The organism is Saccharopolyspora dendranthemae (assembly GCF_007829955.1).
GTDB classification, from domain to species: Bacteria; Actinomycetota; Actinomycetes; order Mycobacteriales; family Pseudonocardiaceae; genus Saccharopolyspora; species Saccharopolyspora dendranthemae.
The window spans coordinates 65,625-91,265 of the sequence record NZ_VIWX01000006.1 but is presented as its reverse complement, the minus strand read 5'-3'; the positions used below and the strand labels follow the sequence as shown (position 1 = coordinate 91,265).

Below are 25,641 nucleotides of genomic sequence, written 5' to 3'. Positions count from 1 at the left end.
GGAGGCCGCTTACAACCTCCTTGCACAGCACTGACGTCCCGTCAGCGCCCTGCCCAGGTTTCCCACACCTCGCGGCGGGAAACCCGCGCCATCCGGCCGATTCGGCGACGAGCGCGCAGCGCCGCCGGCAGTCGGACGGCGACCTTCATCAGCACCCGCAGCCTCAGCCCCGCGCGCAGGTTCGGCGGGGCATCGGGCAACCGCCGCCAGGGCAGCGCCAGCGTGATGGCCGCGAACCTCGCCAACTCGCGAACCGCGCTGCCCGCCGGTGCGCAGCGCAGCAGGGTGAGCAGTCGGTTCCCCTCGTTCCAGCGGTGGAACAACGCCGAACCGGGCCGGGTGCTGGCCCCGTGCAGATGCGTGACGGTCGCCTCCGCCCGCACCACGTCGAACCCCGCGAGCCGCAACCGCCACGCCGTGTCGGTGTCCTCGTAGTAGCAGAAGAACTCGGGTGGAACGCCGCCCGAATCGCGCAGGACGTCGGTGCGCAGCAGTGCCGCCCCGCCGCAGAAGCCGAACACCTCGCCCGTCGCGGTCGCGTCGGCCCCGTGCCCGTCGGCGGTCAGCCGCACCCCGGTCGACTGCACCCGACCCTCCGGCGTCATCAGCACGGAAGCGACCGCCGCCGCGGTCGTGGTGCGCGAAAGGTTCCCTTCCACCACTTCCAGCCAGTCAGCGTCCGGTGCCGCGTCGTCGTTGAGCCAGGCCACGAACGGCGTGTCGACCAGCGGCAGAGCCGCGGCCAGACCGCCGGCGTAGCCGGTGTTGCGGGGCAGGCGCAGCACCTCGATCCCGGGGCGAGCGGCGAGCAGTCCGGCAGTGCCGTCGTCGGATGCGTTGTCCACGACGAGCGTTCGGTGCCCGCGCGACTGGGCCGCCAGCGCGTCCAGGCACGCGTCGATGTGGTCCCGGCCGCGCCAGGTGATCACGATGACCGTGCTGCGCACCCCGTCTGATCTCACCTGGGAAACCTAGCGTCACGCCTCGGCGGCCCTCCAGCGCGTGCGAAGCTGGGCGGGTGCCCGAGCTGGTAGCCATCGCCGAGCAGCTGCTCGCCCCGGTCCCCGGCGGCACCGGCCGCTACACCGCCGAACTGCTGCGCGCCCTCGCCGCCACCACCCCCGAAGGCTGGATGCTGACCAGCGCGATCAGTCGCAGCGGCGACGCCGACGACGCCCGCATCACCGGCGTCGCGGGCCCCCGCGTGCTGCCGCTGCCGCGTCGTGCGTTGATCGCCGCGTGGGAGCGCGGCGTCCCGCTGTGGCCGGGCGGCGACACCGTGCACGCGATGACTCCGCTCGCCCCACCTCGCCGGCGCGGCCGCGGCCTGGTCGTCACCGTGCACGACACCGTCCCCTGGACCCACCCCGAAACGCTCACCCCGCGCGGCGTCGCCTGGCACCGGCGTGCGATCACCCGCTCCGCCCGCGACGCCGACGCCCTGGTGGTGCCCACCCGCGCCGTGGCCGCCGACCTGGCTGGTCGAGTTCCGCTCACCGCCAGGCCCCGCGTCATCCCGGAAGGCGTGAGTCCTGGCCTGCTGGCCGACACCGGAAGCGCGACCCACCTCGATCCGCCGGACCGGTACCTGCTGGCCGTCGGCACCATCGAGCCGCGCAAGGGCTACCAGCACCTGATCCGCGCCCTCGCCGAACCGGACGCGCCCGACCTCCCGTTGCTGATCGTCGGCCGGCAGGGTTGGGGCGATCTCGACCTGCAGGCGCTCGCCGCCGACTGCGGCTACCGGCACCTCCGGGTGCTCACCGGCGTCACCGATGCCGAGCTGTCCGGTCTGCTGCGCGGCGCCACCGCGCTGGTCGCCCCGAGCCTCGCCGAAGGCTTCGGGCTCCCGGTGATCGAGGCGATGGCCCTCGGTGCCCCGGTGGTGCACTCCGACGCCCCGGCGCTGTCGGAGGTCGCCGGCGGAGCGGGACTGGAAGTCCCCCGAGCGCACCCGCCCGCCCTGGCGTCAGCACTGCGCCGCATCGCAGACGACCCGCACCTCCGAGCGGAGCTGGCGGCCGCCGGTGCACGACGCGCGGCCGACTTCAGCTGGGAAAGAGCCGCCCACGACATCTGGGCGCTGCACCGCGAGCTCGTCGGCGAGTGACAGAAAGGTTCCCATGCTCGCCCGGGCCACCGGACGCCCCAGGCGATTCGGGCCTCGATGAGCGGTCTCGGGTGGGCAGCGGTGACAGGAAGGTTCCCTTGCTCACAGCACACGCGTTCCGGTCTCACGTTTTTCACGTACTGGGCACGAAGCGGTGAACCTTCGCCGTACTCTCTCCTGGTGCACAGAGGTGAACCGCACATTCTGATCGACGCCACCGCGGTGCCCGCGGACAGAGGCGGCGTCGGGCGGTACGTCGATTCCCTGCTCGCCGCCCTGGATTCGGACGGCGCGCGGGTCACCGTGGTGTGCCAGCCTCGCGACGCCGGGCTGTACGCGGCCCTCGCGCCGCACTCGCAGCTCGTGCCGGCCGCCGAAGCCGTCGCCACCCGGACCGCGCGGTTGACGTGGGAGCAGACCACGTTGCCGATGCTGGTCAAGAAGCTCGGCGTCGACGTGCTGCACTCGCCGCACTACACGACTCCGCTGGCCAACCCCGCCGCCTCCGTGGTGACCCTGCACGACGCGACGTTCTTCACCAACCGCCGCGTGCACTCCCCGGTCAAGGCCCGCTTCTTCCGGGCGTGGACACGAGCAGCGCTGCGCCGCGCCGAGATCTGCGTGGTGCCCAGCCAGGCCACCGCCGCCGAACTCGCGCGCACGGTCGGAGCCGACCGCAACCGGATGGCCGTCAGCTACCACGGCGTCGACCCCGACCGCTTCCACCCGCCCGCACCGGAGGAGATCGAGGCCGCCCGCGACCGCCTCGACCTCTTCGACCAGCCCTACGTCGCGTTCCTCGGGGCTCTGGAGCCGCGCAAGAACGTTCCCGCGCTGATCCGCGCCTTCACCCAGGCGTGCCAGGGACGACGCGAGGACGCACCCGCGCTGGTGCTCGCCGGGCAACCCGGCTGGGACACCAAGGTCGAGCGGGCGCTGGAATCGGTGCCGCACCGGATCCGGGTGATCAGGGCCGGATACCTGCCGTTCGACCAGCTCGCCGGATTCCTCGGCGGCGCGCGCCTGGTCGCCTACCCCAGCCTCGGCGAGGGCTTCGGGCTGCCGGTCCTGGAAGCGATGGCGTGCGGCGCACCGGTGCTGACCACCCGCAGGCTCAGCTTGCCGGAGGTCGGCGGCGACGCCGTCGCCTACTGCGGAGTGCGGCCCAGCGACATCGCCGTGGGTCTGCGGCAACTCCTCGACGACCCGGCGCGGCGCTCGGCGCTGGCCGCGGCGGCGCAGCTGCGCGCCAAGGAGTTCACCTGGTGCGCCTGCGCGATCCAGCACCGCGAGGCCTACGCGCGCGCCCACCACGCCAGCACCCGCTGACCGCGCTGCGACCGCGTTGCAGCAGAATGTGACGGCGTGACCAACCCGCGCACCTACGGCGACGAACTCGCCGTCGTCACCGTGACCTACTCGCCCGGCGAAACGCTGCAGCGCTTCCTGGACACCTTGGGCAAGGCCACGCAGCGCCCGGTCCGCGTGATCCTCGCCGACAACGGCTCGCAGGACGGCGCTCCGCAGCGGGCCGCGCAGCAGCACGAGAACGTCGAATTCGTGCCGACCGGGGGCAACCTCGGCTACGGCGGCGGGGCCAACCGCGGCGTCGCCTCGCTCGGCGCGGAATGCGGCTGGGTGGTCATCGCCAACCCCGACCTGGAGTGGGGCGCGGGATCTCTCGACGAGCTGCTGGAAGCCGCAGGGCGGTGGCCCCGGGGCGGCGCTTTCGGCCCGCTGATCACCGAACCCACCGGCGAGGTCTACCCGTCCGCGCGGTTGCTCCCGTCCATCGGTCGCGGCGTCGGGCACGCGCTGTTCGTCAAGGTGTGGCCGGGCAACCCGTGGACCCGCGCCTACCGCCAGTCCGAGTCCGGGCGCAGCGAGCGCACCGCCGGATGGTTGTCGGGTTCCTGCGTGTTGATGCGCCGGGAGGCGTTCGACTCGGTCGACGGGTTCGACCCGCGCTACTTCATGTACTTCGAGGACGTCGACCTCGGCGACCGCCTCGGCAAGGCCGGCTGGCTCAACGTCTACGTGCCCGGCGCCGAGATCATGCACATCGGTGGCGCGTCGACGTCCCAGGCCTCCAAGCGGATGCTCGCCGAGCACCACCGCTCCGCCTACCGTTACCTCGCCGACCGCTACCAGGGCCTGAAGTGGGCTCCGCTGCGCCTCGCGCTGAAGGTCGGACTGGCCGCGCGCGCCAAGCTCCAGGCGCGCTGACCCCTCAGTACTGCTGCGGGTACTGCTGCTGCGCGGGCTGAGACCCGAGCGGCCCGAACTCGTTCGGGCCGCGCTGGGAGTGGTACGGGTTCGGCGGCAGACCCTGCTGCGACTGCCCGTAGTCCTCGGTCGGCCACCCGGGGTGCGCATCGGCGGTCGGGAACTGCGGGTGCTGCCCCTGCCTCTGCTGGCCCGCGGCGGGGAGCATGTTCGTGTCCGTGTCGTCGCCCGCGCTGTTGACGATGTCGCGCGGAATTCTCACGGTGTTCGCCGCATCCATCGGCGACGTGGCGTTGTCCGGTGTGACGACGAACGCGCCGCGTGCCCGCGCGCGAGCAAGTGCTTCGTCGGCTCGGAGGCGCGGGTCCATGTGGATGCCCTCTCAGTCGTTCGCAGTCGGTGGTGCCAAGCCCGGCGAGAACCAGGTGTGGCGTTGAACCAGTCCCGGCCATCGGGCACGGGCCCAGTGTCATTATGCCGGTGCCACTGCCAGAGTATTCCCCCCAATGGGTTTTCGTCATCGATCTAGGTCAGGTAGAGGAGGACGACGCCGATGTCCGCGGATGCGCAGACCCCGGCCGAGCCGCGCCAGAAGGCGGAAGCGGTCGTGCTGGTGGGCGGTCGGGGGGTTCGGCTGCGGCCTCTGACCCTGTCGGCGCCGAAGCCGATGTTGCCGACGGCCGGGGTGCCGTTCCTGAGTCACCTGCTGTCCCGGATCCGGGCGATCGGCATCGAGCACGTGGTCCTCGGCACCTCCTACAAGGCCGAGGTCTTCGAGGACCACTTCGGTGACGGAGCTGACCTGGGCCTGCACATCGAGTACGTGGTGGAGTCCGAACCGCTGGACACCGCGGGAGCGATCCGCAACGTCTCCGACCGGCTCACCGCCGACGACGTGCTGGTGTTCAACGGCGACATCCTCTCCGGAGTGGACCTCGCGGAACTGCTCGGCACCCACCGCGACACCGAGGCCGACGTCACCCTCCACCTGGTGAAGGTCGACGATCCGCGCCGCTTCGGATGCGTGCCCACCGACGCGGACGGGCGCGTCACCGACTTCCTGGAGAAGACCGAGAACCCGCCGGTCGATCAGATCAACGCCGGTTGCTACGTGTTCCGGCGAGAGGTGATCGAGAGCATCCCCGAGGGCAGGCCGGTGTCGGTCGAGCGCGAAACGTTCCCGGGACTGCTGTCCTCAGGGGCGCGCATGCAGGGCTACATCGATTCGTCGTACTGGCTGGACATGGGAACCCCTGCCGCGTTCGTCCGGGGCAGTTCCGACCTGGTTCTGGGCAACGCCCCGTCCGGCGCCCTGCCCGGACCGACCGGCCGATCCCTGGTGGCGGCCGGTGCGGAGGTCGCCGGGGACGCGGTCGTCGACGGCGGCAGCGCGGTGGGCGCGGACTGCGCGATTGGTTCCCATGCTCACGTCAGCGCCTCGGTGCTCTTCGACGGGGCGGAGGTCGAGGCCGGTGCGGTCGTGGAGCGCAGCGTCCTCGGCGCCGGTGCCCGGGTGGGTGCCGGCGCTGTGCTGCGGGACGTGGTGATCGGCGACGGCGCGACGGTCGGCGCCGAGTGCGAGCTGCTGGACGGGGTGCGGGTGTGGCCCGGCGTCGAGCTTCCGCCGAACGGAGTACGGTTCTCGGCGGATTGAGCACCATGGAACAACCCCTCACCCGAGACTGGCATCACGACTACCCGCTCGACCTGGTCCAGGTCCTCTCGCCGCTGCGGCGCGGCAGCGGCGACCCGACGACCCGCGTCGAGCCGGGCGAGCTGTGGTGGGCCAGCACCACCGCCACCGGCCCGGCGACCCTGCGCCTGCGCAGTGCGAGCAGGGGAACCGTTCGCGCATCCGCGTGGGGCCCGGGAGCGAGTGCGGTCCTGGCGGGCGTTCCCGACCTGCTCGGCGCGTCCGACGACGAGAACGGGTTCGCGCCCGCCCACGACGTGATCACCAGGGGAGTGCGGGCCGCGTCCGGGATGCGGCTGTGCTCATCGGGCCGGGTGTGGGACGTCCTCGTCGCCGCGATCCTGGAGCAGAAGGTCACCAATCGGGAGGCCTGGCGCTCGTGGCGCGAGCTGTGCCGCCGCTTCGGTCACCGCGCGCCGGGGCCGGTGGAGAAGCTGTGGACGGCGCCCGATCCGCAGCAGGTCCGCCAGATCCGGGACTGGGAGTGGCACCGCGCAGGTATCGACGGAGCGCGCCGCCGCACCCTGCTCGCCGCGGCTTCGTCGGCGCGCAGCCTGGAGAAGGCCGTCGCCCTGCGCGGCGAGGAAGGCCGTGACTTCCTGCAGAAGATCCCCGGCATCGGGCCCTGGACGGCGGCGGAGGTCGCGCAACGAGCCTGGGGCGATCCCGACGCCGTCAGCGTCGGCGACTTCCACCTGCCCACGATCGTCGGCACGGCCCTGGTCGGACACCCCCTCGACGACGAGGGGATGCTCGAAGCCCTCAGGCCCTACGAAGGTCACCGCCACCGCGCCGTCCGCTATCTCGCGGCCGCAGGCGTCAGCCGTCCCCGCTACGCCCCGCGCTACCCGGTGCGCGACTACCGGGCGTTCTAACCTAGTTGATCACGCTGCTCAGGGTCGGCACCTGCTGGTCGTGCTGGCGGACGGAGCGGACGGGCGTGGGTACGTCGTCACCGCACGGGAGATGACACTCAGAGAACGCCGAACCTTCCGGCGTAAGGGAAGGTGAGTGACATGACGAAGCTGGACAAGCTCGCCGAGTACTACGGCAGGCATGACATGTCGGAGGTCATGGAGTCAGGGCACTGGGAGGACGAACCCGCGGAGCCCGACCCGATGATCACCACGTCACTGCGGCTGCCGAAATCGCTGCTGGACCAGGTTCGCGACCGAGCCGCGGCCGAGGACGTGAAGACGACGGCCTGGATCAGGGGATTGATCGAGTCCGAGTTGGCGCGCTCCGAGCCGAACGGTGTCGAAGCACGACTGCGACGCCTCGAAGACGCCGTCTTCAACCGATCAGCCTGATGTCGCCGCGGTGAACAGCGGACCGAGATCGGTGTTCTCCGGCGGAGCCGACAGGGACCACCAGCGCAGGTCGAGCGATTCGTCGCTGCGGGTGGGTTCGGCACCGGCCGGGGCGCGCACGACGTAGCGCACGTCGAAGTGCCGCGTCGGCTTCCCCAGCGAGCAGGTGATCGGGTGGACGTCGAGGTGGACCGGCTCCGGATCGACCACCAGGCCGCTCATCCCGGACTCCTCGGTCGCCTCGCGCAGCGCCGCGCCGGCCAGCGTGCCGTCCTCCGGTTCGCAGTGCCCGCCCAGCTGCAGCCACCGGCCGACCCGCGGGTGGAGGGTGAGCAGCACGTTGTCGCCCGCCGCGTCCAGCAGCACGGCGGAGGCCGTCACGTGACCGGGTTCGCAGGCGCGCAGGCAGGCGTCCTCGCGAGCGTCGAGCAGCGAGAGGAACGCCTGGCGCAGCGCTTCCTGCTGCCGGTCGAGCGGACGCCAGTCGCTGAGCACCCGGGTGGCATCGGTATGCGGTCCGCTCACAGCTCCACCAATCCGTCGTCGAGATCGCGCGGCGGTCGCGGGCCCTCGTCCGGAGTCGCCGGGTGGCCGACCGCGACTGCACCGAGGGGTTCCCAGCTCTCCGGCAGGTCCAGCGCCTTGCGCACCACCCCGGCGCAGAACATCGTCGAGGAGACCCAGCACGAGCCGAGCTCCTCGGCGGCGAGCGACACCAGGAGCCCCTGCACCGCAGCGCCGCCCGCGACGGTGAACATCTGCCGCTCGGCATCCGAGCGCGCCTCGTCCGGGTAGCTGTGCGCACCGTCGCGCACCAGGAACGGCAGCACCACTTCCGGTGCCGCGTAGAGCAGGTTCCCCCGGTTGACCCGGCGCTGAGCCGCCTGCTCGGACAGGCCGTCGGCGCGCAGGTCTTCCAGCCACGCCGTGCGCATCGCGTCCAGCAGCTTGGTCCGCAGAGCGCGGTCGCGCAGCCACACGAACCGCACCGGTCGCGTGTGGTGCGGAGCGGGGGCGGTCAGCGCGGCGCCCACCGCGCGCCGCACCGCGTCCGCGTCCACCGGGCCGTCGCTGAAATCGCGCACCGAGCGGCGCACCAGCACCGCCTCGCGGCGTCCCCGCGCGATCGCTTCCGCGGTTCCCAGGTGGAAGAGGTCCTCCTCGACGGGACGGGCGAGGTCCCGCGCCGTCGAACCGTCGTCCACAGTGGTCAACCCGCGGACCACGGCGACCGGGATCCCGCCGAGCTTGCCCTTGACCAGGTCCGCGGCGCCGGCGATCTCGTCGGCGATCGCGACCTCGGTGACCGCGAGCTCGTTGCCCTGGGCGTCGGTGCTGCCCGCGTAGCGGTGCAGCACCGCGAGTCCCGCCGAACCGATCGCCGCATCGGTCTGACCGACCCGCCAGGCCCGGCCCATCGTGTCGGTGACCACCACGGCGACCTGCACGCCGAGCCGAGCCGCGATCCCCGCGCGCAACCGGCGCGCGGAAGCGTCCGGATCCTCCGGCAGCAGCGCGATCTGGTCTTGCGCCACGTTCGAGGCGTCCACCCCGGACGCGGCCTGCACGATCCCCAGCTTGTTCTGCGTGATCAGCGTCCGGCCCTTGCGAGCCAGCACCGAGGTGGACTCGGCGAGCACCAGTTCGCGGCGCAGCGCGTCGCGCTCATCGGGGTCCTCCGGCGCGGTGATCATCCGGCCCTCGACCTTGGACACGATCTTGCTGGTCACGACGAGCACGTCGCCGTCGCTCAACCAGGGAGCCGCCGCCGAGATCGAGGCCGCCAGCTCGTCGCCCTCGACGAACTCCGGCAAGCCCGTCACCGCGAACAGCTGCAAGCCCTTGCTCGCCGCGTGATCCCTGGGCGTCATGCCTTCTCCGAGGCCAGGTCGAACGCCGCCTGCGCCATCGCCGCCGTGGTGTCCACATCGGACATGAGCAGCGGCACCGAGCGGACCTTCACGCCCGGCACGTCGGCGGTGTCGTCGCTGTGCACCAGCCAGCCGTCCAGGATTCCCTCGGCGTCGCCGCGCGCGCCGTAGTGGCGGCCGACCGCTTCCGCGGAGGTCTCCACGCCGATCGCGCTCAGGCACGCGTCGGCCATCCCGCGCAGCGGTTTCCCGCCGATGATCGGCGAGAGCCCCACCACGGCCGCCTTCGTCTCGCGCAGCGCGCTGCGGAAGCCGGGCACCGCCAGCAGCGTTCCGATGCTCACCACCGGGTTCGACGGCGCCAGCAGCACGACGTCGGCCTGCGCGATCGCGTCCAGGACCTCGGCGGTCGGCTTCGCCTCATCGGCGCCGACCGGCACGATCGCGCGCGCCTTCGGCTCCGAGCGGTAGCGCACCCACCACTCCTGGAAGTGCACGGCGCGGCTCTCGCCGGTGTCCGGGTCGTCGATCGCCACGTGCGTCTCGACCCTGTCGTCGGTCACCGGGAGCAACCGCACCCCGGGCCGCCAGCGGTCGCACAGCGCCTCGGTCACCGCCGACAGCGAGTAGCCCGCACGCAGCATCCGGGAGCGCACCAGGTGGGTGGCGATGTCGCGGTCACCGAGGCCGAACCAGGACGGTTCCGCGCCGTAGGCGGCGAGCTCCTCCTTGACCGACCAGGTCTCGTCGACCCGGCCCCAGCCCTTCGCCGTGTCGATGCCGTCGCCGAGCGTGTACATGCAGGTGTCGAGGTCGGGGCAGACCCGCAACCCGTGCATCCACACGTCATCGCCCACGTTGACCACCGAGGTGATCTCGTGTTCGGAACTCTCGGCCTCACCGATTGCGGGCAGTCCGAGAGCCGCCTTGACTCCGAGCAGGAAACGGGCGCCGCCGACGCCGCCGACCAGAACTACGACCTTCACGCCACCGATCCTCGCACGCCCACCGCGAGCGGAGGCTGTGAACCCGGACGCTCTCGGGTGGGTGGACTCACAGACCGCCGAAGATGCTGCGGAACACGCTCTGGCCGAGCGAGGTCATCGCCGAGTCACCGCCGACCAGGTCGAACACGAAGTAGGCGAGCTCGAAGAACCAGCCGCCCACGAACGGCACGCCGATCAGCAGCAGGAACAGCACCAGCGGTGCCCACGGGCGCGCCTTCTCGCCGAAGCGCCGGGCCGATGTCGACAACCACGGCTCGATCGCCCCGTACCCGTCGAGCCCGGGGACCGGCAGGATGTTCAGCACGAACGCGATCACCTGGAGGAACGCCAGGTAGGACAGCCCGGCCGCCAGTCCGATCGGCATCGGGACCAGCGCGATGACGGTGGTCAGGATCAACCCCAGCACCAGGTTCGTCAGTGGTCCCGCCAGCGAGACCATCGACTCGACCCTGCGGCCCCGGAGCGCGCCGTGGTTGATCCACACCGCTCCGCCCGGCAGCGGGATTCCGCCGATGGCGACGAAGATCAGCGGCAGGATGATGCTCAGCACAGGATCGGTGTAGCGGCGCGGATCCAGCGTCAGGTAGCCCTTGGAGCGCACCGACCAGTCGCCGCCGCGGTAAGCGGTCGCCGCGTGCCCGAACTCGTGCAGGCACAGCGAAGTCGCCCATCCGCCCAGCACCAGGAGGATCACCCCGGCGGTCAGGGCGGTGGTGTTGGTGAACGTCGTCAGGGCACCGCCGAGCGCGGTGACCGCGACGATGCCGAGGAACAGCGGGCTGACCCGCGCGGCCGAGGTAGTCACGCCCCAAGTCTCCACGACTCGCCATGCGCGTGTTGATCGCCTTCAAACGGCGGTGATCGTCCAGGGGTGATATTAATGATCTTGGCGCAGCGCGATGCGCCGTACGGAGCACCGGGCCTGTGCCGAACGCGTGGGCCTGGTTGGAGCGGCCGGACCTGGGGATCCGCAGATCCGGATGTCCCCCTACGGAAGGTCCCGGCTTGACCGCAAGGAGCTACACGGGTGTAATCACAGCAGTGTCATTCGCTGCTGAAATCAGACGCCTCGCTGCGGCGCGGTGGTCACGGCGGCGTTCGGGCGGGAGCGGGAGAACCCGGCCGGACATGAGGTCGATCGGCGCATCGCCGACGTTGAGAGGGCGTCGATGCGCGCGGTCGGCGACGGCGCGGCCGTCGATGTTTTCTGGTCCCGGTCTCGGGACCAGGAACCTGCGAGCAGGAGTGCGTCCCGTTCCGGTCCTGGGGAGGGCCGGTGGGATAACGGGGAGAAATCGGGGGAGTCATGTGGGAATCAGGAGATAGCCGTCTCGCGGAGCGTGGGGACGCCACCGCTCCCGTCGCGGAGTTCGACGTGCTCGCCGAACTTCTCGAGATGGAAGAAGAGCAGGAGTGGCAGGAGCGCGCGCTGTGCGCGCAAACCGATCCAGAAGCCTTCTTCCCGGAGAAGGGCGGTTCCACGCGCGAGGCCAAGCGCATCTGCGCCGGCTGCGAAGTCCGTTCGGAGTGCCTGGAATACGCGTTGCAGCACGATGAGCGCTTCGGCATCTGGGGCGGGCTGTCCGAGCGAGAGCGCCGCAAGCTCAAGCGCCGCGCGGTCTGAGGTCTCCGCGCCCCGTCCGCGCGAGGTCGTGCGTGCACTACCGTTCGGGCCGTAGTGGTTCGGACGAGCGGGAGGGCCGGCGCGGGTGGACGAGCCGACGAAGTCGCGATTGCAGGGCTTGAAGTCGTTGCGCCGCATCGTCTTCGAGCGAAGCGGTCAGACCGAGCAGCCGACACCGGCGCCACGTGAGTCCGCCGAGGTCCCGGAGAGTCCGCAAGCACCGGAGCCCGAGCGCCGCTCGCTGCGCTCCAGGGCCATCTCGGTGCTGCGCTCGCCCGGGACGGCGATGGTCGCCGCGCTCGTCGTCCTCGCGCTCGTCAACGCCTCGGTCGTGGGACGTTTCGGCGGAACCCTGTCCGGCGGCCGGTTGCTGCCGACCGCGGACCTGGCCACCACCTGGAGCGACTACCTCAGCGCCTGGCACGCCGTCGGGGGCGGTACCGGATCGCCGGCGTCGCCGTCGCTGGCCGTGCTGGCGCTGTTCGGGTCCGTCCTAGGTGGACCGGCGGTGGTGGTCGCCGTCCTGATGCTGTTCGGCGTTCCGCTCGCCGGGCTCAGCGCCTACCTCGCCACCCGCGCGATCGACGTCTCGCCGCTGCGCCGAGCTCTGGTCGCCGCCGCCTACGCGCTGGTGCCGGTGGCCGCGATCTCAGCCGGGCAGGGCAGGCTCGACGTCGTCGTCGCGCACGTCCTCGTCCCGCCGCTGCTGGCCGGGATCGCCGCGGTGATCCGCAGATCCGACGGTCGATGGCTCGGCACGGCGTGCCTCACCGCGTTCGGCTTGGCCGTGCTGGGCGCTTTCGCACCCCTGGTGCACCTGACCCTGATCGTGCTGGCGCTGCTCGCCCACGTCCTGGTGCCCGGCAACGGTCTGCGCGGACGGCGCCGTGCCGCCGGGCTCATCGCTCTGGTGCTGCTGTCGGTGGCCTGCCTGCTGCCGTGGCCGGTGCTGCTGCTGAGCCACCCCGAGGTTCTGGTGCACGGGCTCGGAGCCCGCGTCGTGGAGCAGCCCGCCTCGGTGCTGCTGGCCACGCTCAGCCCGGACGGCTCGGTGGTGGGTGCTCTGGGCGTGCTGCTGGTGCTGGCCGCGATCCTGGCGCTGGCGATTCGCTTCGACAAGCGGATGCTCGCCGGGGCCGGTGTCGCCCTGCTCGGCTGGCTGGTGGCGGTCGTCGCGGGAACCGTCAGCACCGAACCGCTCGCCGGTGGCATCGCGAGTCCCGGGTGGACCGGCGGCCCGCTCGTGCTGGTCGCCGCCGGATGCGCCTGGATCGTGCTGAGCGCGAAGGTCACCGCGCTGAACTGGAAGATCGCCGCACCGGTGCTGGGAGCGGGACTGCTCGCGCTGGGCGCGGCCTCGACGATCGGCAGCGCCACCGGTCCGCTGGCCGCCCACCAGGCCGCCGCCGGGAGCGGAACTCGGCTGGTCGCGGAGCCGGGACCGCAGCCCGCGCGGCTGATCACCGGCAACGGTCCCCGCTTCGGCGACGACGACCTCGCCTCGGCCGGAAACTCCACCGAATGGCTCCGCCAGGTCGACGAGGACCTCAGCAGCGACGACACCACCCGGGTGCGCGAGGCGCTGGCCGCCGTCGCCGCCCGAGGTGCCGATCGCGTGGTCGTCCCCGCCGATTCCCGGCTGCCCCGCATCGCCCCCGACCTGGTCGTCGACGACGGCCGGCGGCAGGGTCAGCAACGCGAGCTGCGGCTGCTGCTGCCCGCTGACGCGGTGAAGCTCGTCGGCCCCGACCTCTCCCGGCAGGCCCAGAACGAGCAGGGTCCTGCGCCCGAGGCCCGCCCGCTCCCGGTGGACGCAGAGCTGCCGTCGTTCAGCGTGCGGATCTCCGAAGGCGGTTCGGGGCGTGCGCTGGTGCTGGGCGCGGAGAACGAGCCCGGCTGGTACGCCACCGTCAACGGCAAGCGGGTCCCGCTGGCCACCGCGTGGGGGCACCAGGTCGCCGTGCCGCTGCCGGAGCAGGCGGCGGAGGTCCAGGTCGGCTACACCGAGATCCCGCGCACCACGCTGCTGGTGGCGCAGGCGGCCGTGGTGCTGTTCACGGTGGTCGCCGCGATCCCCGGGCGCGGACGCCGAGGCGTCACTGGCCTTCGATGACGTCCGGGTCCAGCCCGAGGTAGGTGGCGACCTGCTCGACGAGGACGTCGTGCAGCAGGTCGGCCATGTCCGTGCCGTCGCGAGCGCGGGCCTCCAGGGGCCTGCGGTAGAGCACGATGCGCGCCCGGGTCGGCAGCCCGCGCTTGTCCACGCCTGCGGGCACGAGCCGGGCCAGCGGGACGTTGGCGTCGACCACGACGTCGTCGTCCCAGGTGACCTTCTCCGGGGCGGTGTTGCTGATCTCCGGAACCTCGTCGACGGCCACGTCGAGCTGCGTCAGCTCGGCGTGCCAGCGCTGCTCGATCGGTTCCAGCGCTTCCAGCACGAGCGCGTCGAAGCGCTGCGAGCGGCTGCGCGAGACCGGGACCGAGGACGGGTACAGCGGTCCGCGCAGGCCACGGCCGCGCCGGTCCCGCCGGGAGCGGGTTCGGCGCCGAGATCCACGTGCGGTAACCACGGGCTGAGGGTACGCCCTCGGCAACCCGGGCCGGGACAACCGGCAGGGGGATGTCCGCTGCTGATCGTGACCGACTGTTCGCCGAAAGCAGACACCTGATCAGATCAGCGGGGGGAGGGTGGAAACTGGTGTTCGGCGTGGCTCGTGAAAGAGATTCCGCGTGCCTGCGCCGCGAGGTGGACAGGAGGCGCTATCGTGCGTGGCGTGCGGAGCGTGAGGCGGTGCTCGCGGACCGGGTGTGTCAACCCGGCCGTAGCCACGCTCACTTATGCCTATGCGGACTCGACCGCGGTCGTCGGTCCGCTCGCCACCTATGCCGAACCGCACAGCTACGACCTGTGCGAGGCGCACGCGCTGCGGCTGACCGTTCCCAACGGCTGGGAGGTCGTCCGGCATGAAGGCGAGTTCGCTCCCCCGACCCCGTCGGACGACGACCTGACCGCGCTGGCCGAGGCCGTGCGTGAAGCAGGAAGGCCGGACAGGCCGGTGGAACCCCAGGTCAGTGCTCCGGGAGCCGGTCGCCGCGCGCATCTGCGGGCGTTGCCGGACCCGGTTGAGGAGTGAACAGATCGTGACGAACAGCTCTGGTCAAACCGGATGCTGCCAACGGCTCCACGATCGCCGGTAGGCTGCCAACCACGTTGGTTGGGAACCGGGGAGGGTGCAGCGTGCGGGACCTGTCGGGGATCGTCAAGGCTTACGACATCCGCGGGGTGGTCGGCGACGGCATCGACGCCGACGTCGTGCGGGAGATCGGAGCGGCGTTCACCAGACTCGTCGGCGGCCCAGCCGTGGTGATCGGCCACGACATGCGCGACTCCTCGCCGGAGTTGGCGCAGGCGTTCGCCGAGGGCGTCACCGGCCAGGGCGTCGACGTCATCAGCATCGGGTTGGCCAGCACGGACATGCTCTACTTCGCCTCCGGCAAGCTGGAACTGCCCGGAGCGATGTTCACCGCCAGCCACAACCCTGCTGAGTACAACGGCATCAAGCTCTGCCGCGCCGGTGCCGCACCCGTCGGTCAGGACAGCGGCCTGTCGGAGATCCGGGAACTCGTCGGCCACGGCGTCCCGGAGTTCCTCGGCGCGAAGGGCTCCACCAGCGAGCGCGACATGGTCGCCGAGTACTCGGCCTACCTCCTCGACCTGGTGAAGCTGCACGACATCCGGCCGCTGAAGATCGTCGTCGACGCCGGCAACGGCATGGGCGGGCACACCGTGCCCACCGTGTTCGACGGCCTGCCGGTGGAGCTCGTGCCGATGTACTTCGAGCTCGACGGCACCTTCCCGAACCACGAGGCCAACCCGCTGGACCCGGCCAACATCGTCGACCTGCAGGCCAAGGTCCGCGAGGTCGGCGCCGACGCGGGACTCGCGTTCGACGGTGACGCCGACCGCTGCTTCGTCGTGGACGAGCGCGCCGAACCGGTCACCCCGAGCGCCATCACCGCGCTGGTCGCCGCCCGCGAGCTGGTCAAGGAGCCCGGCGGGACGATCATCCACAACCTGATCACCTCCAAGGCCGTGCCGGAGATCGTCGCCGAGCAAGGCGGCAAGCCGGTGCGCACCCGGGTGGGGCACTCGTTCATCAAGCAGACGATGGCCGAGACCGGTGCCATCTTCGGCGGAGAGCACTCGGCGCACTACTACTTCCGCGACTTCTGGCGCGCGGACTCCGGGATGCTCGCGGCGCTGCACGTGCTGGCCGCGCTCGGGGGCCAGGACGAGCCGCTGTCGGAGCTGATGGCCGACTACTCCCGCTACCAGGCCAGCGGCGAGATCAACTCCACGGTCGACGACCAGCAGGCCCGCATGCGCGCCGTCGCCGACGCGTTCGGTGACCGGAATGGCGCTTCTGTCGACGAGCTCGACGGGCTTACCGTGGAACTGTCGGACGGGTCGTGGTTCAACCTGCGCCCGTCCAACACCGAACCGCTTCTCCGGCTCAACGTCGAGGCGCGGGACACTGAGGCCATGGCCGCGCTGCGCGACGAGGTGCTCGCGGTCATCCGCGGATGAACCGGCGTCGACCCTGATGAGTGACACTCGCCGAAGCGCGCGAGTTTGGGAGGAAAACGTGGCCGTTGACCTGGAAGCGCAGTTGCTGGAGCTCCTGGCCTGCCCGTGCGAGCAGCACGGCGAGCTGCGGCCCGGCCTGGCCGACGACGCGCAGGCCGACTACCTGACCTGTACTTCCTGCGGACGCGGTTTTCCGGTCAAGGACGGCATTCCCGTCCTGCTGCTGGAAGAGGCCGTCGGGGGCGGGACCCCTGGCGGCGCCGGGGAGGGGTGAAGCTCCCGTGTTGGACGACAGTCTCCTCGACGACCCGGCCCGGCTGGCCGACGCCGACTCCGGCGGCCTGCTCAGGCTCGCCGCGCTCTCCGGTGCGCAGATGCGCGCCACCTCCGAAGTCGCGACCGAAGCCGGTCTCGACGAGCTGGCCGACGACCGCCCCCGCGCGGTGGTGCTGCTGACCAGGCCCGGTGTGGCCGTCAGCGCGGCTCGGCTGCTGGTCGCCCTGACCGGTGCTCGCTGCCCGGTCCCGGTGGTGATCTCCGATGAGTTGCCGTCCTGGGTGGGCCCGCTGGACGTGGTCTTCGCCCACACCGACGACGTCGGTGACGTCACGCTGGCCGAGTCCGTGGCCACCGCCTGCCGCCGCGGCGCCAGCGTCGTGCTCGCCGTGCCATCGGAAGGTCCCGTCGCCGCCGCAGGCGCCGGCCGGGCGAAGGTCCTGGTGCCGCGCGTCCCGGTGCCGCCCCCGCTCGCCTTCGCCTACGTCTTCGCCGCGGGCATCATCACCTTCCGCGAGCTGGGCCTGGTGAACTTCGACGTCGAGGAGCTCGCGGACGAGCTCGACAAGGAAGCCGAACGCGCCCACCCGGCTCACGAGTCGCTGACCAACCCCGCCAAGTCGCTGGCGCTGCGGATGGCCGAGCGCACGCCCCTGCTGTGGGGCCTCGACCCGGTCGCCACCGCCGTCGCCGGACACGGCGCCTTCGCGCTAGGCGCGCACGCGGGCGTCCCGGCCCACGTCGCCGAGTACCCGCAGGCGGTCGTGCAGCGCGCGCTGCACCGCGCCGCCGCTTCCGTCGGTTCCGAGGCCGACATCTTCGCCGACCCCGAGGACGACCCGGGGGCGCAGCTGAGGGCCTTCCTGATCAGCACGCGCCACGACGATCAGGGGGAGGTGTTCGAACGGTCCGCTTTGCGGGACCTGCCCGGTGCCGACGTGGTCGCGCCGGGGGACACGGTGCGAGCCGATTCGCTGCTGCGCGCAGCGGTCCTGGCCGCCCGCTTCGACCTGGCCGCCGTGTACCTGGGCTTGGCCGCAGGCACCCTCAACGGTCCCGGTTGGCCGGCCCTGGCCATGAGCTGAGGTCCGCAGAACCCGGGAATCCCCCGATGCCGCACGCCCGTCGGGCGAGGTGTGCTGGCCGGACGAGCAAGCGCGAGAACGAGGAAGCGAGAACGACTGTGGAGCTACTGCGAAACGCGGTGCGCCCCTACGCCTGGGGCTCGCGCACCGCTATTGCGGATCTGCTCGGTCGGCCCGTCCCCACCCCGCACCCGGAAGCCGAGCTGTGGATGGGTGCCCACCCAGGTGACCCGTCCCGGGTGATGCGCTCCGACGGGGACGAGGTGTCGCTGCTGTCGCTGCTCGACTCCGAACCCGCGCACCACCTCGGTGACGAGTGCGTGCGCCGCTGGGGCGGCAGGCTGCCCTTCCTGATGAAGGTCCTCGCCGCCGACGAGCCGCTGAGCCTGCAGGCCCACCCGTCCGCCGAGCAGGCGGCAGAGGGCTTCTCCCGGGAGGAGCGCGCGGGGATCGCGCGCAACGCGCCCAACCGCAACTACCCGGATCCCACGGCCAAGCCAGAGCTGATCTGCGCCCTCACCGAGTTCCACGCGCTCGCCGGTTTCCGCGACGCGCAGCGGACCGTCCGGTTGCTCGACGCCTTGGACGTGCCGAGCTTGCGCGCTCACCGGGAGCTGCTGGCCGCCCAGCCCGACGCCGACGGGTTGCGCGCGCTGTTCACGACCTGGATCACACTGCCCGAGCACTACCTGCGGGACGTGCTGCCGGAGCTGCTGGACGCCTGCATCGAGCACGTCAGGGAGCGCGGCGAGTTCGCCTTGGAGTGCCGCACGGTGCTGGAGCTGGGCGAGGCCTACCCGCACGACGCGGGCGTCCTGGCGAGCCTGCTGCTGAACCGCTTGGTGCTGCAGCCCGGTGAGGCGATCTTCCTGCCCGCCGGGAACCTGCACGCCTACCTGCACGGCACCGGGATCGAGATCCTCGCCAACTCGGACAACATCCTGCGCTGCGGGCTGACGCCGAAGTACGTGGACGTGCCGGAGCTGCTGAAGGTCCTGGACTTCGCGTGCGGGGACATGCGGGTCCTCAAGGGCGAGTCGTTGGACGCCAACCTGACCGCCTATCGCACCCCGGCCGACGAGTTCGCACTGTCCCGACTGGACTGGACCACCGCCGAGTCCGGCACGGTGCACCTGGATTCGCCCGGGCCGCAGATACTGCTGTGCACCAAGGGGAGCATCAGCCTGAGCAGCGGTCACCGCAGCAACGGTTCCGCACCGCGCGAGCTCGTCCTGCACCGCGGGCAGTCGGTCTGGCTCGCCGCCAGCGATCCGGCGGTGGAAGTCCGCCCGGCCGAACTGGACGCGGACGGCCAAGCCCAGGTCTTCCGGGCCGCCGCCGGCTCCTTCTAGGACACGATCTCGAAAGGCCTGAGGAGACTTCGCCCTGACCGGGGTGGTCACCCGGTAGATTCCTCCCGACATCGCAGCCGGAGTCTGGAGGAGATCGTGTCAGCAGGGGGCGGAACCAAGGCCATCCTGGCCGCGCTAGCGGCGAACGCGGGAATCGCGGTGGCCAAGTTCGGTGGATTCCTGTTCACCGGTTCGTCGTCGATGCTGGCGGAGTCGGTGCACTCGCTCGCCGACACCTCCAACCAGGGCCTGCTGCTGCTCGGTCAGAAGACCTCGCAGCGGAGTGCCACCGAGGAGCACCCGTTCGGCTACGGCCGCGACCGGTTCTTCTACTCGTTCGTCGTGGCGCTGATGCTGTTCACGCTGGGCTCGGTCTTCGCGCTCTACGAAGGCATCCACAAGATCGAGCACCCCGAGCCGCTGGAGTCGGCGTGGGTCGCGGTGCTGATCTTGGTGATCGCGATCGGGCTGGAGAGCTACAGCTTCATGACCGCCATCAAGGAGTCGCGCAAGATCAAGGGCAAGCTCAGCTGGTGGCAGTTCATCCGCCAGGCCAAGACCCCTGAGCTGCCGGTCGTCCTGCTGGAGGACTTCGGCGCGCTGATCGGTCTGGTGCTCGCTCTCGGCGGTGTCGGGCTGACCGTGCTGACCGGGAACGCGGTCTTCGACGGCATCGGCACCGTGTGCATCGGGGTGCTGCTCGGCGTCATCGCGGTCGTGCTGATCGTGGAGACCAAGAGCCTGCTGATCGGTGAGGGAGCCAGCCGCGAGGTGCTCGACGAGATCGTCGGGCAGGCGGAGGCCGAGCGCGTGGAGCGCGTCATCCACATCCGGACCCAGTACCTCGGTCCCGATGAGCTGCTGATCGCCGCCAAGATCGGGCTCGCTCCGTCCCTCTCGGTTGCGGAAGTCGCCGCTGAGATCGATGGTGCTGAGCAACGGATTCGGGCGAAGGTTCCGGCAGCACGTCTGATTTACCTAGAACCCGACCTCGACCGTGGACGCGCGACCACGGCTTGACACAAAATCCTGTCTTGTCATCACAACGGGTTAACGAAAACGGTGGCGAACACTAGTCGACCGTTACCCGGAGCGACGCAAGCGGGTTAGGGTGCGTTTCACCCCGCGACACTTGGGACTTGATGAGGAGGCGACAGTGCCAGGCACTGGGCTGTGGCGAACCAAGTCGGTAGAGCAATCCATTCTCGACACCGACGAGCCGGACACCAAACTTCGCAAAAATCTAGGCACCTGGGACCTGATCGTCTTCGGCGTATCGGTCGTCATCGGTGCCGGCATCTTCACGCTCGCGGCACGCACGGCGGGTGACGTCTCCGGACCGTCGGTCTCGCTCGCCTTCGTGCTCTCCGCGATCGCCTGCGGTCTCGCCGCGCTGTGCTACGCCGAGTTCGCCTCGACGGTGCCGGTCGCCGGGAGCGCCTACACCTACTCCTACGCGACCTTCGGCGAGTTCATCGCCTGGATCATCGGCTGGGACCTGATCCTGGAGTTCGCGGTCGCCGCTGCCGCCGTCTCCAAGGGCTGGTCGGTGTACCTGGAGGAAGTGTTCAAGCTCGTCGGGCTGAGCGTGCCCACCGTGCTGCCGCTCGGACCGCTCCAGTTCGACTGGGGCGCGCTGCTCCTGGTCGTCGTGCTCTCGACGCTGCTGGCGGTCGGCACGAAGCTGTCGGCGCGGGTCTCGCTGGTCATCACCATCATCAAGGTGGCCGTCGTGCTGCTGGTGATCGTGGTCGGCCTCGCCTACATCAACGCCGACAACTACACGCCGTTCATCCCGCCGGCCGAGCAGGCCACTGAGGACAGCCCGGCCATCGAGCAGTCCCTGCTGTCGCTGATCCTCGGCGGTCAGACCAGCACCTACGGCATGTTCGGCCTGCTGGCCGGTGCCTCCCTCGTGTTCTTCGCGTTCATCGGTTTCGACATCGTCGCGACCACCGCGGAGGAGACCAAGAACCCGCAGAAGAACGCGCCGCGCGGCATCCTCGGCAGCCTCGTGATCGTCACGGTCCTCTACGTCGCGGTCGCGCTGGTGGTCACGGGCATGGTGCCCTACACCGACCTGGCCACCGCCGAGGACGGCACCCGCTCCACGTTGGCCACCGCGTTCGCGATTCACGGCGTCACCTGGGCGGCGGCGATCATCTCGTTCGGCGCGCTGGCAGGTCTGACCACTGTGGTCATGGTGCTGCTGCTGGGTCAGACCCGCGTGCTGTTCGCCATGTCGCGTGACGGTCTGATGCCCAAGAGCCTCGCCAAGACCTCGAAGACCGGCACCCCGGCGCGCGCGACCGTCCTGGTCGGCATCGTGGTCGTCCTGGCCGCTGCCTTCTTCCCGGCTGACAAGCTGGAGGAGATGGTCAACGTCGGCACGCTGTTCGCGTTCATCCTGGTCTCGCTGGGCGTGATCGTGCTGCGGCGGACGCGACCGGACCTGCCGCGCGGTTTCCGCGCTCCGCTGGTCCCGTTCGTGCCGATCCTGGCGATCCTGGCCTGCATGTGGCTGATGCTGAACCTGACCGCCCTGACCTGGGTCCGGTTCGTGGTCTGGATGATCGCCGGTGTGGTGATCTACTTCCTCTACGGCCGGTCGCACTCGCGCCTCGGCCGCGAGGGTGACGTCGCCAACGGCGGCTCGGTCACCAGCTAGCCCGCGCACCACGCACAAGAGCGGCGCCACCCCGGAAGGGGCGGCGCCGCTCTTCTGCGTCCAAGCCCCGCAACACGCTCCCCACGCACCGCGCGGGGGGAGCGTCGTCTCACCAGGTCCCAGTTTTAGTCATAACTGAGCCGACATTTCGGGCATGATCATGGCTCGGTTTGGACTAAAACTGGGACCTGGTAACGCTCGGAAGCAACGTGACCAGCCAGGAAGGGCTTTCGGGTCAGGTGTCGGTGGAGCGGAGGGAAGCGCCTCGCTCCCACGGGGCGATGCGGCCCCTGGGCTCGGTGATCTCCGGGAGGACCGAGGGCTCCGAGCGGGGCTCGGAATCCTGCTGGGCGGGTAGTCCCGGAGTCTCCGAGGCCGGCTCGGGAGTCGGCTGCTCGTGCACCGGCTGCTCCGGGACCTCGGCCTCGGCCGGGGCCTCGCGCTCCGGGGGATCCGACTTGATGCGCCGGGTCGCGGAGTCCTCCGCAGGGCGCCGGGGCAAGTCCTCCACCGAGTCGCCGATCGAACCGCCGTCATCGCCCTGAGGCGAGAACGCGGGCCTGGAACCGAACAGGTGCGGGTCGGGTGCGGACGGGATCTGCGGCGCCTCCGGCGTCGACAGCGGCAGCGCCGCGCCGCGAACCGGACGCTCCAGCCCCGCCGCCATCGCCACCGCGCGGTCCCACTCCGGATCACCGCTGTAGTCGGAGTGCCCCAGCACGCCCGGAACCCAGCGGCGGCAGGAGAACGGACCCCGCTGCGGATCCGGCAACCAGTGATCGCCCCCGAGCACCAAGGCCCCCGTCGGCCCGCGAGTCGCTGCGGGCAGAGGACCTTCGGTGCCGTCGCTGCGCATCCCGACGCCGATCAGCATCCCGTTGTAGACCTGCCGGTTCCAGGTGGTCACGGCGCCGCCCAGCGGATCCGTGCCGCGGCACAGCGAACGCCACCGATGACCCAGCCCGCCTGCCAGATCCCGCAGCGCCGAATGCGGCACCACGCCGGGGAAAGCGCGCGGGTAGGCCCACTGCAGCTGCGAACCCGCCGTCACCAGGCCGACGCGCTCGCGATCCTGCTCGGGCAGTTTCTCCAGCAACCGCGCGGCGGCCACGGCGGCGAGCAGGCTGCCCTGACTGTGCCCGACCAGCACCACGCGCGTGTTCGGGTCCGCCAGGTGCTCGGCGGCACGGTCGGCGAGCTCCGGGATGACCTTCAGCGCGTAGCACGGCGGCACCACCGGGTGCGCCTCGCGCGGCCAGAACAACGCCAGGTCACCCAGCACGCCCAGCACGCGCGCGGTGTCCCGCTTGGTCGCGGCCAGGAACACCATGCGCAGCAAGCCGACCGCCAGGCCGGCGAGAGCGACCACGCCGATCGCGCTCAACCAGCCGATCTGCGGCACCCCGGCGAACCGGGCGATCAGGCTCGCCGCGGTGCTGATCGTCAGGACACCGGCGATCACCAGGAAGAACTGGTGCGAGTAGCGGCGTTGGAGGTCGGCGAACTTCCATGCGCTCGCGGCCTTCCGCTGATCCTCCTTGCGGCCCGCGTGCAGCAGCGCGACCTCGTCCGGGATCGGGTCGTCGTCCTCGCTGCGCCGGAACCGGCGGATGAGCAGCAACGGCACCGCCACCAGCAGCGATGCCGCTATCAGCACCACGGCCACGCCCCAGAAGATCGTCACGTCGTCGAACGCGGCGGGCAGCACCAGCGGAGCGGCACCGGGGGATTGCGGCGCGCTCAACGTCTCCCGGACGCTGAGCGCCAGCCCGGCTCCGAAACCGTTGCCGAGCATGGCCGCCAGCATCAGCACCGGCGCGCTCATCCAGCCACCGGCCCACGGGCGCAGGTGCTTCGGGGAGGACTTCCACTCGGCCCGCGCCAGCAGCGACGCCGGAACGAGCAGCACGGCGACCGCCCCGCAGCTCAGCACCAGCAGCGCGGTGATCGTGTCGATCGTCGCGCCGGACCCCGGCAGCGCGCCGGTCAGCTCGCCCGGCAGCAGCGCGACGGACGCGACGAGAACGCCGCCGACGGACATCAGCACCTGCCTCGCCCGCCGCCCGAGCAGGGCCCGGAAGACCTTGCTGGTCTCCCGCATCCCGGCCGGGTCGTCCAGTCCGGCGCTGCCGACCACCGAGGTGAGAAGCAGCGCGGCGGCGACCAGCCAGCGCGGGTCGAAGCTGGGAGCCAGCGGCCCGCCCAGCGCCACCAGCGCCACAGTGGACAGAGCAGCCGTCACGTGCAGCGCCCGCAGCGCCGGGGTGTCCGGATCGGACACCACGTTCTCGCCCGGCAGCATCGGCGCGAGCGCGGAGTGCTGCGGACTGTCGTTCTTCGGTGCGGCCACCCTCCAGGACACAGTGGACAGCCGGTGCATGAGCAGCACCACGAGCACCACCGGCAGCAGCAGGACGACCGAGCGCAGCACGTCGAGACCGCGCAGCGCGGCGGGCACGAAACTCAGGCACTCCGAGCCCGGCGAGAGGCACTGCGCGGCGACGAGATCCAGTGTGATCACGGTCAGCTGGGCGACCAGCAGCATCGTCAGCAGCAGCGCGGAAATCCGCATCAGCCCGCGCAAGGCCGAGCCCAGCAGCCTGCTGGCCGGGTTCTCGGTCCGCGTCGGCGGCAGCATCCAGTGCGCCATGTTGGCCAGCGCGAACGGGAACAGCAGAGCCCAGGTCGCCTTCGCCAGGCCGCCGGAGGTCATCGCGCCCCACACGTAGCCCTCGACGATCCGGGGGACCGAGCGGTCGCCTGCGGTGAGCATCGGGCCCGGGACCGGACGGCGCAGCCGGTCAGCCGGCCGCATGATGCGTCCCACGCCGTCTCCGGCGACGTCCACGGACGCGACCGAATCGGTCAGTTCGTCGCCGGTCGTGCCGAGAATTCCGTGCACGCGCAGCTCGACGACGCGGGTGTCGGGCCCGGGTACTTGCACAGGATCCTCCCGAGCAGTTCGTGATCATCCAACGCCGTGGTGATTCTCCATCGCGGACCCACTCATGGCGACCTCTACGGGAACGATTGTGATCGTCCCGGCAGGGGATGTCATGAATTCGCGCGTTTTGCAGCGCGGCGCCGCGTCGGAGGAAAGCGGTCGGCACCCCGTTCTCGCCGTTGGGCTACCGTTTCCGACGTGGGACGACTCATCGTCATCGAGGGACTGGACGGGGCCGGCAAGCGCACGCTCGCCCGGGGGATCACCGCCGAACTGACAGCGCGCGGGTGCGCGGTGTCGAGCGCGGCTTTCCCGCGCTACACCGAGGACGTGCACGCCGAACTCGTCGCTGAAGCGCTGCGCGGCCGGCACGGAGACCTCGGTTCCTCCGTGCACGGGATGGCCGTCCTCTACGCGCTCGACCGCAGGGCGGCGGCCGACGCGCTGCGCGCCGAGCTCGACGCCCACGACGTCGTGCTGCTCGATCGCTACGTCGCCTCCAACGCGGCCTACGGCGCCGCGCGGTTGCACGAGCACGCCGACGGGGATTTCGTGTCCTGGGTCCGCGACCTGGAGATCACCCGGTTCGGCCTGCCCGAGCCCGACCTGCAGATCCTGCTCCGGGTGCCCGCTGATGTCGCGGCGGGTCGCGCCGAGCACCGCGAGCGGACCGAAGCCGACCGCGGACGCGACCGCTTCGAATCCGACAGTTCGCTCCAGCAGCGCTGCGCCGAGGTCTACTCGGAACTCGCCGACGCGGACTGGTGGACTCCCTGGGTGGTCGTCGACGGAGTCGCCGACGTCGATTTCTCGGTCCTCGTCGACGAGCACGTGCGGGGCTGAAGGTTGAAGCCGAGACCACAACATCGATGCTCCATTCGGTGGTA

24 protein-coding genes are annotated in these 25,641 nt (G+C 71.0%); 16 read left to right on the top strand and 8 right to left on the bottom strand.

Annotation, left to right across the window (positions count from 1 at the left end; translation table 11 throughout):
• Nucleotides 1-41: 41 nt before the first annotated feature.
• Nucleotides 42-962: a glycosyltransferase family 2 protein gene (locus FHU35_RS24920; protein WP_145744005.1), complete on the bottom strand. Its 921-nt coding sequence runs from the start codon at nt 960-962 to the stop codon at nt 42-44.
• A 56-nt stretch (nt 963-1,018) separates the two neighbouring features.
• Here FHU35_RS24920 and FHU35_RS24915 point away from each other — a divergent pair, with 56 nt between their 5' ends.
• From FHU35_RS24915 to FHU35_RS24905, 3 genes are all read left to right on the top strand, one after another.
• Nucleotides 1,019-2,110 carry a glycosyltransferase family 4 protein gene (locus FHU35_RS24915; protein ID WP_145744004.1) on the top strand — a complete coding sequence of 364 codons (1,092 nt, stop codon included), beginning with the start codon at nt 1,019-1,021 and terminating at the stop codon, nt 2,108-2,110.
• Nucleotides 2,111-2,311: 201 nt separating this feature from the next.
• Complete coding sequence (locus FHU35_RS24910; RefSeq protein ID WP_145744637.1) at nt 2,312-3,439, top strand: glycosyltransferase family 4 protein; 1,128 nt, start codon at nt 2,312-2,314, stop codon at nt 3,437-3,439.
• Nucleotides 3,440-3,475: 36 nt separating this feature from the next.
• Nucleotides 3,476-4,336, top strand: a complete 861-nt coding sequence (locus tag FHU35_RS24905; protein ID WP_145744003.1) for a glycosyltransferase family 2 protein — start codon at nt 3,476-3,478, stop codon at nt 4,334-4,336.
• Nucleotides 4,337-4,340: 4 nt separating this feature from the next.
• On the opposite strand, the gene FHU35_RS24900 is transcribed toward FHU35_RS24905, so the two are convergent.
• Nucleotides 4,341-4,706, bottom strand: a complete 366-nt coding sequence (locus FHU35_RS24900) for a hypothetical protein (RefSeq protein WP_145744002.1) — start codon at nt 4,704-4,706, stop codon at nt 4,341-4,343.
• Nucleotides 4,707-4,889: 183 nt separating this feature from the next.
• On the opposite strand from FHU35_RS24900, the gene manB reads away from it, so the two are divergent.
• The 3 genes from manB to FHU35_RS24885 all read left to right on the top strand — a co-directional run bounded on the left by manB (nt 4,890) and on the right by FHU35_RS24885 (nt 7,339).
• Nucleotides 4,890-5,990: a mannose-1-phosphate guanylyltransferase gene (gene manB, locus FHU35_RS24895; protein ID WP_145744001.1), complete on the top strand. Its 1,101-nt coding sequence runs from the start codon at nt 4,890-4,892 to the stop codon at nt 5,988-5,990.
• A 5-nt stretch (nt 5,991-5,995) separates the two neighbouring features.
• Nucleotides 5,996-6,904, top strand: coding sequence for a DNA-3-methyladenine glycosylase family protein (locus FHU35_RS24890; RefSeq protein ID WP_145744000.1), 909 nt, complete (start codon nt 5,996-5,998; stop codon nt 6,902-6,904).
• Nucleotides 6,905-7,045: 141 nt separating this feature from the next.
• Complete coding sequence (locus tag FHU35_RS24885; RefSeq protein WP_145743998.1) at nt 7,046-7,339, top strand: hypothetical protein; 294 nt, start codon at nt 7,046-7,048, stop codon at nt 7,337-7,339.
• Here the strand turns inward: FHU35_RS24885 and FHU35_RS24880 are convergent.
• The 4 genes from FHU35_RS24880 to FHU35_RS24865 all read right to left on the bottom strand — a co-directional run bounded on the left by FHU35_RS24880 (nt 7,331) and on the right by FHU35_RS24865 (nt 11,022).
• Complete coding sequence (locus FHU35_RS24880) at nt 7,331-7,864, bottom strand: NUDIX hydrolase (protein ID WP_145743996.1); 534 nt, start codon at nt 7,862-7,864, stop codon at nt 7,331-7,333. The two genes, FHU35_RS24885 and FHU35_RS24880, sit on opposite strands and share 9 nt — an antisense overlap.
• Nucleotides 7,861-9,210: a coenzyme F420-0:L-glutamate ligase gene (locus tag FHU35_RS24875; protein ID WP_145743994.1), complete on the bottom strand. Its 1,350-nt coding sequence runs from the start codon at nt 9,208-9,210 to the stop codon at nt 7,861-7,863. The genes FHU35_RS24880 and FHU35_RS24875 overlap by 4 nt, the downstream gene beginning before the upstream one ends.
• Nucleotides 9,207-10,196: a 2-phospho-L-lactate transferase gene (cofD, locus tag FHU35_RS24870; RefSeq protein ID WP_145743992.1), complete on the bottom strand. Its 990-nt coding sequence runs from the start codon at nt 10,194-10,196 to the stop codon at nt 9,207-9,209. Before cofD ends, FHU35_RS24875 begins: the two co-directional genes overlap by 4 nt.
• A gap of 67 nt (nt 10,197-10,263) precedes the next feature.
• On the bottom strand, nt 10,264-11,022 hold the full coding sequence (locus tag FHU35_RS24865; protein ID WP_145743990.1) for a site-2 protease family protein: 759 nt from the start codon (nt 11,020-11,022) through the stop codon (nt 10,264-10,266).
• 591 nt (nt 11,023-11,613) lie between these two features.
• Between FHU35_RS24865 and FHU35_RS24860 the strand changes: the two genes are divergently transcribed.
• Both FHU35_RS24860 and FHU35_RS24855 read left to right on the top strand, forming a co-directional pair.
• The gene (locus FHU35_RS24860) at nt 11,614-11,841 is read left to right on the top strand and encodes a WhiB family transcriptional regulator (RefSeq protein WP_145744635.1); all 228 of its coding nucleotides are present in this window, start codon (nt 11,614-11,616) and stop codon (nt 11,839-11,841) included.
• 85 nt (nt 11,842-11,926) lie between these two features.
• Nucleotides 11,927-13,954 carry a hypothetical protein gene (locus FHU35_RS24855; protein ID WP_145743987.1) on the top strand — a complete coding sequence of 676 codons (2,028 nt, stop codon included), beginning with the start codon at nt 11,927-11,929 and terminating at the stop codon, nt 13,952-13,954.
• Here FHU35_RS24855 and FHU35_RS24850 read toward each other — a convergent pair.
• Nucleotides 13,938-14,411 carry a metallopeptidase family protein gene (locus FHU35_RS24850; protein WP_186459602.1) on the bottom strand — a complete coding sequence of 158 codons (474 nt, stop codon included), beginning with the start codon at nt 14,409-14,411 and terminating at the stop codon, nt 13,938-13,940. The two genes, FHU35_RS24855 and FHU35_RS24850, sit on opposite strands and share 17 nt — an antisense overlap.
• 204 nt (nt 14,412-14,615) lie before the next feature.
• Between FHU35_RS24850 and FHU35_RS24845 the strand changes: the two genes are divergently transcribed.
• From FHU35_RS24845 to FHU35_RS24815, 7 genes are all read left to right on the top strand, one after another.
• Entirely contained in the window at nt 14,616-14,975 is a 360-nt protein-coding gene (locus FHU35_RS24845) for a DUF3499 domain-containing protein (protein ID WP_186459601.1), read from the top strand.
• Nucleotides 14,976-15,079: 104 nt separating this feature from the next.
• A complete protein-coding gene (locus tag FHU35_RS24840) occupies nt 15,080-16,429 on the top strand; it encodes a phosphomannomutase/phosphoglucomutase (protein WP_145743985.1) in 1,350 nt (449 codons plus the stop codon).
• A 58-nt stretch (nt 16,430-16,487) separates the two neighbouring features.
• A complete protein-coding gene (locus FHU35_RS24835; RefSeq protein WP_186459600.1) occupies nt 16,488-16,703 on the top strand; it encodes a Trm112 family protein in 216 nt (71 codons plus the stop codon).
• Between the two features lie 7 nt (nt 16,704-16,710).
• Nucleotides 16,711-17,790 (top strand): SIS domain-containing protein, encoded by a 1,080-nt coding sequence (locus FHU35_RS24830; RefSeq protein ID WP_145743983.1) that lies wholly within the window; start codon nt 16,711-16,713, stop codon nt 17,788-17,790.
• Nucleotides 17,791-17,888: 98 nt separating this feature from the next.
• On the top strand, nt 17,889-19,142 hold the full coding sequence (gene manA / locus FHU35_RS24825) for a mannose-6-phosphate isomerase, class I (RefSeq protein ID WP_246110558.1): 1,254 nt from the start codon (nt 17,889-17,891) through the stop codon (nt 19,140-19,142).
• Between the two features lie 96 nt (nt 19,143-19,238).
• Nucleotides 19,239-20,162 (top strand): cation diffusion facilitator family transporter, encoded by a 924-nt coding sequence (locus tag FHU35_RS24820; RefSeq protein WP_145743979.1) that lies wholly within the window; start codon nt 19,239-19,241, stop codon nt 20,160-20,162.
• Nucleotides 20,163-20,298: 136 nt separating this feature from the next.
• The gene (locus FHU35_RS24815; RefSeq protein WP_145743977.1) at nt 20,299-21,810 is read left to right on the top strand and encodes an amino acid permease; all 1,512 of its coding nucleotides are present in this window, start codon (nt 20,299-20,301) and stop codon (nt 21,808-21,810) included.
• A 235-nt stretch (nt 21,811-22,045) separates the two neighbouring features.
• Here the strand turns inward: FHU35_RS24815 and FHU35_RS24810 are convergent, their stop codons facing one another.
• Nucleotides 22,046-24,754: a lipase family protein gene (locus FHU35_RS24810; RefSeq protein WP_145743974.1), complete on the bottom strand. Its 2,709-nt coding sequence runs from the start codon at nt 24,752-24,754 to the stop codon at nt 22,046-22,048.
• A gap of 198 nt (nt 24,755-24,952) precedes the next feature.
• Here FHU35_RS24810 and FHU35_RS24805 point away from each other — a divergent pair, with 198 nt between their 5' ends.
• The gene (locus FHU35_RS24805) at nt 24,953-25,597 is read left to right on the top strand and encodes a dTMP kinase (RefSeq protein WP_145743972.1); all 645 of its coding nucleotides are present in this window, start codon (nt 24,953-24,955) and stop codon (nt 25,595-25,597) included.
• Nucleotides 25,598-25,641: the final 44 nt, after the last annotated feature.

Bases quoted from the DNA above. Each gene is read 5' to 3' on its own strand.
- FHU35_RS24900 (WP_145744002.1), bottom strand. From the start codon at position 4,706: ATGGACCCGCGCCTCCGAGCCGACGAAGCACTTGCTCGCGCGCGGGCA.
- FHU35_RS24890 (WP_145744000.1), top strand. From the start codon at position 5,996: ATGGAACAACCCCTCACCCGAGACTGGCATCACGACTACCCGCTCGAC.
- FHU35_RS24860 (WP_145744635.1), top strand. From the start codon at position 11,614: ATGGAAGAAGAGCAGGAGTGGCAGGAGCGCGCGCTGTGCGCGCAAACC.
- FHU35_RS24875 (WP_145743994.1), bottom strand. From the start codon at position 9,210: ATGACGCCCAGGGATCACGCGGCGAGCAAGGGCTTGCAGCTGTTCGCG.
- FHU35_RS24885 (WP_145743998.1), top strand. From the start codon at position 7,046: ATGACGAAGCTGGACAAGCTCGCCGAGTACTACGGCAGGCATGACATG.
- manB (WP_145744001.1), top strand. From the start codon at position 4,890: ATGTCCGCGGATGCGCAGACCCCGGCCGAGCCGCGCCAGAAGGCGGAA.